Genomic DNA, 7,753 nt, shown 5'->3' with positions numbered 1-7,753 from the left:
CTCCCGCGCCTGCTCGAGCGTGTCGACCCCGAAGCGGCGGCGACGCTCTCCAAGGAGGAGCTCTCCGAGGAATTCCGCCCGATCATCATGGAAGTGCTGGCCGAGCTGAAGGTCACCCTAAACCGGCGCGAACAATTCGCGCTGGAAAAGGTGCTGATCGACGAATTGCTCGGCTTCGGCCCGCTCGAAGAGCTGCTGAACGATCCGGACGTGTCCGATATCATGGTCAACGGGCCGGATCAGACCTACATCGAAAAGAAGGGCAAACTCCAGCTCGCCCCGATCCGCTTTCGCGACGAGCAACACCTGTTCCAGATCGCCCAGCGCATCGTGAACCAGGTCGGCCGCCGCGTCGACCAGACCACGCCGCTCGCAGACGCCCGTCTCAAGGACGGCTCACGTGTGAACGTGATCGTGCCGCCGCTTTCGCTGCGTGGCACTGCGATCTCGATTCGTAAGTTCTCCGAAAAGCCGATCACCATCGACATGCTGCGCGACTTCGGGTCGATGTCGGACAAGATGGCGACTGCCCTGAAAATCGCTGGCGCGTGCCGCATGAACATCGTCATCTCGGGGGGTACGGGTTCGGGTAAGACGACCATGCTCAACGCCCTGTCGAAGATGATCGACCCGGGCGAGCGCGTGCTGACCATCGAAGACGCGGCCGAACTTCGTCTGCAGCAGCCGCACTGGCTGCCGCTCGAAACCCGTCCGCCGAACCTTGAAGGCCAGGGCGCGATCACGATCGGCGACCTTGTGAAGAACGCCCTGCGTATGCGTCCTGACCGCATCATCCTGGGCGAAATTCGCGGCGCGGAGTGTTTCGACCTCCTCGCGGCGATGAACACCGGTCACGACGGTTCGATGTGTACGCTCCACGCCAACAGCCCGCGCGAATGCCTCGGCCGTATGGAAAACATGATCCTGATGGGCGACATCAAGATCCCCAAGGAAGCCATCAGCCGCCAGATTGCCGAATCGGTCGATCTCATCGTGCAGGTAAAGCGACTTCGCGATGGTTCGCGCCGCACCACCAACATCACCGAAGTGATCGGGATGGAAGGCGATGTGATCGTGACGCAGGAATTGTTCAAGTTCGAGTATCTCGACGAGAACGAGGACGGCAAGATCATCGGTGAATTCCGCCCCTCGGGCCTGCGCCCCTATACGCTCGAAAAAGCGCGCATGTTCGGTTTCGACCAGGCCTACCTCGAAGCTTGCCTCTAACCTAATTGCTTGATCCGCGTGGTCCCTGCCTTATGGGCGGGGGACATGCCGCCAACGCAACGCCCGATCTATGCGCTCGCCCTGCGCCTACTGGCCATGGTGGCGATTTCGGTCATGCTGCTGCTGGTCAAACTGTCCGGCGAGCGCGGCATCTGGCTGCCCGAAACGCTGTTCTGGCGCCAGTTCCTGCCCGGGATTGCGCTTTTCGGCTGGCTCGCGGCGCGCGGGGAGATCGGCCGTCTGGCCACCAAGCGCCCGTGGATACATGCCCGCCGCGCGCTGATCGGCGGCTTGGGCATGTTTCTTACTCTCGGTGTTGTGCAGATCATTCCGCTCGCGGAAGCGACCGTGCTCGGCTTCACCTCCCCCATCTTCGCGGTTCTGCTCGCGGTGGTGCTGCTCGGAGAGAAAGTCGGCCCGTGGCGGTGGACGGCGGTCATTCTAGGGCTGGCCGGAGTGGTGATCATTGCCGGGCCGGACCGTGCGCACATTCCGCTGATCGGCCTTGCGACCGGCATCGGTGCCGCGTTCATGGTCGCGCTGATCTCGATCCAGCTGCGCGACCTTGGTCGCACCGAAGAGCCGGTAAGCGTGGTGTTCTGGTTTTCCGCATTCTGCACACCGGCATTTGCACTGGTCTTCTTGCGCATCGGTGTTCCGCACCATGATCTTGCAGGCTGGGCCATGCTGGCCGGAATCGGCGTCACCGGCCTCGCTGCGCAACTGCTGATGACCGCGGCGCTGCGTTACGGCAGCGTCGCCAGCGTGATCGTGATGGACTACTCGCAGTTCGGCTGGGCAATGCTGTGGGGCTGGCTGTTCTTCAGCAACGTGCCCGGCGCGCAGACATGGATCGGCGCACCGGCGATCATTGCCGCCGGGCTCATCATCGCTTGGCGCGAACAGGTACGCGGCAGTCGTTCCGGGGAACGTTCGCCCGCCGCCTAGTTGACCTGCCGATCCATGCCTTCCCAGTAAGGCTCACGCAGGTTGCGGCGAAGGATCTTGCCTGAAGGGTTGCGCGGCAGCGCGGGGATCACGTCGACAGACTTGGGCACCTTGAACCCGGCGATGCGTTCGCGCGCCCAGGCGATCACGCTCGCCTCATCGACCTCGCAGCCCTCGCGCGGGACGACGCAGGCCTTGACCGCCTCGCCCCAGCGCGCATCAGGCACGCCGATCACCGCGACTTCCGCGACCTGCGGGTGGCCATAGATCGCGCTTTCGACCTCAGCCGGATAGACGTTCTCGCCGCCCGAGATGATCATGTCCTTGATGCGGTCCTGGATGAAGATGTAGCCGTCCTCATCCATGTAGGCTGCATCGCCGGTGCAGATCCAGCCATCGGCGGTCATCGTCTTCGCGGTCGCTTCAGGCAGCTGCCAGTAATGCAGCATGTTGGCAGGCGAGCGGATCTGGATCTCGCCCACGGTGCGGCGGGGCACTTCGTTGCCGGCGGCATCGGTGATGCGGATCTCCACCCCCGGGCAGGCTTTGCCCGCCGATCGCATCCGTTCATTGCCAGCCAGATCATGGTCCCCTGGCGGCAGCACCGCGATGGTTCCGGTCGTCTCGGTCATGCCGTACATCTGGATGAAATCGGCATTGGGGATCGTGGTTACCGCCTGGCGCAGCAGTTCGAGCGGAATCGGGGCGGCGCCGTACATCACGTACTTGAGGCGGGTGAAATCGGTTTCACTGGCTTTGGGATGCTGGATCAGCATCTGCAGCGCGGCGGGCACGATGAAGAACCGGGTGATCCCCTGCCCGATAGCCTTGAGCGCACCCTCAGCGGTAAACTCGGCCTGCACGATCGCTCGCGCGCCGCCGCAGAATGCCATGGTGCCCAAACCCGTTCCGCCGATATGCGCGCAGGGCATGCAAACCAGAATGGCATCATCCGGCGTCCACTGCGCCCAGGGTAGTTCCGCCTCGAGCGCAGGCCCGCGCAGACCCATGAAATTGCGCTGGCAGAGCACGGCACCCTTGGGCTTGCCAGTGGTGCCGGACGTATAGAGCTGGAGGAATGCCGCATCCGGTTCTGCCGAAACGATGGGATCAGCGGGACAGGCAGCGATCGCGGCGCGCGCTTCGCCTTCCTCGACCACTCCCGGGTTCTGGGGAGCCGCGGCCGCAAGTTCATGCGAGACAGCCTCGAACCCCTCGCCGGCAAACACGAGATTTGCGCGCGTATCCTCAAGGATATAGGCCATCTCCGCAGGGGCGAGCCGCCACCCGATCGGCACCATCACCACGCCGATGCGCCCGCAGGTGAGGAGCATCTGGAAATAGAGATCGCAGTTCTTGCCGATCCAGGTGATGCGGTCCCCCTTCACCACCCCTTTCGCGGCGAGAAATGCGGCAAAGCGCCGCGAGAACACTTCGAGTTCCGCATAGGTCGTCTTGCGACCATCCTGTTCGTGTGACACCGCATCGGGCCTGTGCTCCGCCCAGTGCCGGAAGAACGCGTCGAATGTCTCGAAACCTGCCGTCTCGCGCATATGGTCACCCTCACCCTGATGCCGCCGGTTTCGGGCCTGCTCAGTCCGCGTTCACCTTGCCGCTGGCAGGGGGCGTACGGACCGCGGCTCGCTCCGCGACTTAACCACGCGATTAAAGGGACAAGACCCATGGTACGCAAGGTGATTTTTTCGATCGCGCTCACCGGCATGGTGCTGGGCATGAGCGCGTGCAAGACGGTGAAGGGCCTTGGCGGCGATATCCAGTCCGTCGGCCAGGCCGGATCGGACGCCATTCACAAGAAGTGACCTGCTCTAGACGTTGCTGAGCCCTTCGGGTCGCTCGCCAAATAGCTTGGCATAGGCGTCCATCGCATACTTGTCGCTCATTCCGGCCATGAAGTCGGCGATATGTCGGCTCCGCGCCGGTTCGCTCGCCGGCAGGCTTTCGCGCCAGCTCTCGGGAAGGTTTTCGGGCGCCGCGCGGTAGGCCCTGAAGAGCCGCGCGATGACAGCCCGGGCGCGGTCCGCAGTCTCGACTTGTTCGGGATGCAGGTAGAGCGACTTGTACATGAACGCCTTCAGGCTGCGCTCTTCCGCAGCCATTGCGAGCGAGAAGCCTGCCAGCGTCCGGCCCGCCGCGCGCACCTCGTCGACCGTCCCTGCTCCGCTCTCCTTCAGCCGACGCTGCGTTTCCGCGATGACGTCGTTCACCATGCGGCCGATCTGTCCGCGCACCAGTTCGCGCAGCAGCCGGTCGCGCGGGGCACCGGGAAAGCGCGCCTCGATGTCTCGCCACTGGGCTTCCAGCGATGGCAGCGTGAGCAAGGTATCGAGCGTCAGGAATCCGGCCCGCAAGCCATCATCGATGTCGTGGTTGTCGTAGGCAATATCGTCGGAAATCGCCGCGACTTGCGCCTCAAGTGAGGCATGTTGCGCCAGATCGAGCGGGAAAGCCGCGTCGAGCTCAGCGAGCGCCCAGGTCGGCTGGTAAACCGGACCATTGTGCTTCGCGAGGCCCTCAAGCAGCTCCCACGTCAGGTTGAGGCCCTCGTGCCGCGGATAGGGACTTTCGAGCCGCATCAGCACGCGCAGCGTGTTGGCGTTGTGATCGAAGCCGCCGTGCTCAGCCATCGCCTCTTCGAGCGCATCCTCGCCGGCATGGCCGAACGGGGGATGGCCGATATCATGCGCGAGGCACAGCGCTTCGGTAAGATCCTCGTCGAGCCCCAGCGCCCGGGCGATGACGCGGCCGATCTGGGCGACCTCGAGGCTGTGAGTGAGGCGCACCCGGTAGTGATCACCATCGGGCGCGATGAACACCTGCGTCTTGTGGCGCAGGCGGCGAAAGGCAATCGAGTGGATGATCCGGTCCCGGTCGCGCTGGAACACGCTGCGCGGGCCCCGCACGGTTTCTCCCGCAAGCGTGAACTCCCGCCCGCGCGAGCGTCCCGGATCGCAGGCCCAGGGTGCGCGCTCCGTCACGATTTGACCTGCATATTGGGAAACAACCTCGAACGAAAGCGACCCGGGCGCCCTAGCCCGGCTTGCGTTCAGGCGCCAGACCGGCGGCACAGAGCAGCGCTGAACCGAGGGTGACTTCGATCAGTTCCCGATCACCCACCCGCCGCACGGTCGTCACGTAATCGGCAATCGAGCGCTTGGGAGCCTGCAGCGTCTGCAGCTTGCGCAGCTGGCCCAGCGTGAGCCGATCCGTCATCCGCTCGGCCATGCAGGCGGCGTTGGGCTGCGAGAGGCCCGCATCCATCAGCGCTGAACGCACCCGCCCCTCGGCAAGCTTGGCCGGGGTACAGGCCGTGAGCAGAACAAGGCAGCAGGCTGACATGGTAGCCGAGTGGCTGGTCATTCGAGATCACTCCCGGTAAGTCGGACTGGCGCGCGCCCGATGCGCAGCGACAGCTCATGCCAGAATAGAGCCGTTGCGAAAACGGCGACAAGCAGCCCAATCGAGACCCTTCCCGTCTCCGCATCGGCCCACCCCGCTGCAACGATCGAGACGCTGAGCATCACCGCGAGCACCGGCACGAGCGGGTGGAGTCGGATGCGGAAATGCTCGCTCATCATGCCCGCGCGGCGCCCCGCAAGAACCGCAAGGCCGAGCAGCAGGCACTCCGAGAAATTGGCGCTGGTGAGCAGCACGAGCCGGCGTTCGCCGAGGAAGGTGCAAAACCCGCCGATCACCAGCAAGACAAGCAGCGCACCGGTCGGGGCGCGGGTTTGCGGATTGACGATGCGCAGCACGCGGTTGATCGGAGCGAGGAAAACGCCGTCGCGGCCCATCGCGTGGAGCTGGCGAGACAGTGCCATCATGATTGCAATGACGCTGTTGAGGATCGCCGCAATGACGCCGAGCGAGACCAGTGCGCTGATGATCGGATTGGTAGCCCGGTCGAGGAAGTGGGCCATCGGCGCTTCAGCGGACAGGGTTGCGGCCACATCGTCCATCGCAAGGATCATGAGCACGGCGGGCAGCGCGATGCACAGTGCGGCGAACAGCCCGGTCCATGCGACCACCGGCCCCATGCGGCGCCTGGCATCGCGCATGTCTTCGGCGAAAAAGGTCGCCCAGTCGGCGCCGGCGGCCATGAAAGCCCCCGCGATCACCGCGAGCGCAATGCTGGTCGCAGGAGTAGCGGCCAGACTGTCACGACCTGCGGCGTAGACCGGGCTCAGCACAAGTCCGAGGTTGGCGGTTTTGAAGTGCACCAGGGCTGCAACGACGAGGACGAGCAGCGCCAGCAGCTCGACAACGAGAAAGGCGGCGATGACCTGGGCGCCGCGCCGGATCTGGCTGGCGGCGATGACGGCCGCGAAGGCAAGCGTGCCCGGCGCAGCAAGGTCTTGCGGCAGCCAGGGCAGGAACAGGCGGATATAGGGGCCAACACCGGTCGCACCGAACGCCAGCAGCGGGAACATGATCACCGTGCGCATGATGACGAAGGGATAGGTCCAGCGCGGCCCAAGTATCGCGTTGAGCGCGGGATAGACCCCGCCCGCACCGGGATAGCTCGCGGAAAGCTCAGCAAACAGCAGTGCGAGCGTTGCCGCTATGAGACCGCCGGCGATGAACCCGATCGCCGCGCCGGTTCCGGCCAGATGGAGAATGGCGTTGCCGCCAATGAACACCGAGAAGACCGGAGACAAAGCCGATATCGTCAGCAGGAAGACTTCGCCGGGCGATAACACCCGGACGAAGCTTCCCTGTTTCTTCGGCGACGCCTCTTGTTCCACGGGCATCAGTTATCGGCACTGACCCCTTAGTGGGCAAGCGCCTTGTTGATATCCTCGACCATCTTCTTGGCGTCGGCGAGGAGCATCATGGTCTGATCCATGTAGAACACGTCGTTGTCGACGCCGGCATAGCCGACGCCGCCCATCGAGCGCTTGATGAACATGACCGTCTTGGCCTTGTCGACATCGAACACTGGCATGCCGTAGATCGGCGAGGACTTGTCGGTCTTTGCCGCCGGATTGACCACGTCGTTGGCGCCGATGATGAACGCGACGTCGGCCTGCGCGAACTCGCCGTTGATGTCTTCCAGTTCGAAGACTTCATCATACGGCACGTTCGCTTCGGCGAGCAGCACGTTCATGTGGCCGGGCATGCGGCCCGCAACCGGGTGGATGGCGTACTTGACGTTGACGCCTTCCTTCTTGAGCAGGTCGCCCATCTCGCGCAGGACGTGCTGGGCCTGCGCCACCGCCATGCCGTAGCCCGGGATGATGATGACGTTTTCGGCTTCCTTCATCAGGAACGCCGCGTCCTCGGCCGAACCGCGCTTCCACGGACGCTGGACCTTGGCCGCGCCGCCAGCGGCCGCCTCCGGCGCGGCGCCGAAGCCCCCCGCGATAACCGAAATGAAGCTGCGGTTCATCGCCTTGCACATGATGTACGAGAGGATCGCACCCGATGAGCCGACCAGCGCACCGGTGATGATCATCGCGGTGTTGTGGAGCGTGAAGCCCATCGCCGCCGCGGCCCAGCCCGAGTACGAGTTGAGCATCGAGACGACCACCGGCATGTCCGCGCCGCCGATCGGGATGAT

General features: G+C 64.3%; 8 protein-coding genes. 3 read left to right on the top strand and 5 right to left on the bottom strand.

The annotated features are described in order from the left end of the window. Together Q0082_RS19555 and Q0082_RS19550 are read left to right on the top strand one after the other, a co-directional pair. The coding region (locus tag Q0082_RS19555) for a CpaF family protein (RefSeq protein ID WP_298195281.1) at window positions 1–1,227 on the top strand (1,227 nt) is incomplete at its 5' end. 45 nt (window positions 1,228–1,272) lie between these two features. Continuing rightward, window positions 1,273–2,175 carry a DMT family transporter gene (locus Q0082_RS19550; protein WP_298195280.1) on the top strand — a complete coding sequence of 301 codons (903 nt, stop codon included), beginning with the start codon at window positions 1,273–1,275 and terminating at the stop codon, window positions 2,173–2,175. Here the strand turns inward: Q0082_RS19550 and Q0082_RS19545 are convergent. Then, window positions 2,172–3,728 carry a long-chain-fatty-acid--CoA ligase gene (locus Q0082_RS19545; protein ID WP_298195279.1) on the bottom strand — a complete coding sequence of 519 codons (1,557 nt, stop codon included), beginning with the start codon at window positions 3,726–3,728 and terminating at the stop codon, window positions 2,172–2,174. The two genes, Q0082_RS19550 and Q0082_RS19545, sit on opposite strands and share 4 nt — an antisense overlap. A 129-nt stretch (window positions 3,729–3,857) precedes the next feature. Here Q0082_RS19545 and Q0082_RS19540 point away from each other — a divergent pair, with 129 nt between their 5' ends. Next, window positions 3,858–3,995, top strand: coding sequence for an Entericidin EcnA/B family protein (locus tag Q0082_RS19540; protein WP_298195278.1), 138 nt, complete (start codon window positions 3,858–3,860; stop codon window positions 3,993–3,995). Window positions 3,996–4,001: 6 nt separating this feature from the next. Here the strand turns inward: Q0082_RS19540 and Q0082_RS19535 are convergent, their stop codons facing one another. The 4 genes from Q0082_RS19535 to Q0082_RS19520 form a co-directional block, all read right to left on the bottom strand. Next, window positions 4,002–5,171, bottom strand: coding sequence for a deoxyguanosinetriphosphate triphosphohydrolase (locus Q0082_RS19535; protein WP_298195277.1), 1,170 nt, complete (start codon window positions 5,169–5,171; stop codon window positions 4,002–4,004). Window positions 5,172–5,223: 52 nt separating this feature from the next. Beyond that, window positions 5,224–5,553 carry a hypothetical protein gene (locus Q0082_RS19530; RefSeq protein ID WP_298195276.1) on the bottom strand — a complete coding sequence of 110 codons (330 nt, stop codon included), beginning with the start codon at window positions 5,551–5,553 and terminating at the stop codon, window positions 5,224–5,226. Then, window positions 5,550–6,938, bottom strand: coding sequence for an APC family permease (locus Q0082_RS19525; protein ID WP_298195275.1), 1,389 nt, complete (start codon window positions 6,936–6,938; stop codon window positions 5,550–5,552). The genes Q0082_RS19530 and Q0082_RS19525 overlap by 4 nt, the downstream gene beginning before the upstream one ends. Before the next feature lie 26 nt (window positions 6,939–6,964). Beyond that, window positions 6,965–7,753, bottom strand: a 789-nt coding sequence (locus Q0082_RS19520; protein ID WP_298195274.1) for an NAD(P)(+) transhydrogenase (Re/Si-specific) subunit beta, incomplete at its 5' end; no start/stop codon positions are given.

The organism is Novosphingobium sp., assembly GCF_027489515.1.
Taxonomy (GTDB): Bacteria; Pseudomonadota; Alphaproteobacteria; order Sphingomonadales; family Sphingomonadaceae; genus Novosphingobium.
This window is presented reverse-complemented; position numbering and strand designations above follow the sequence as displayed.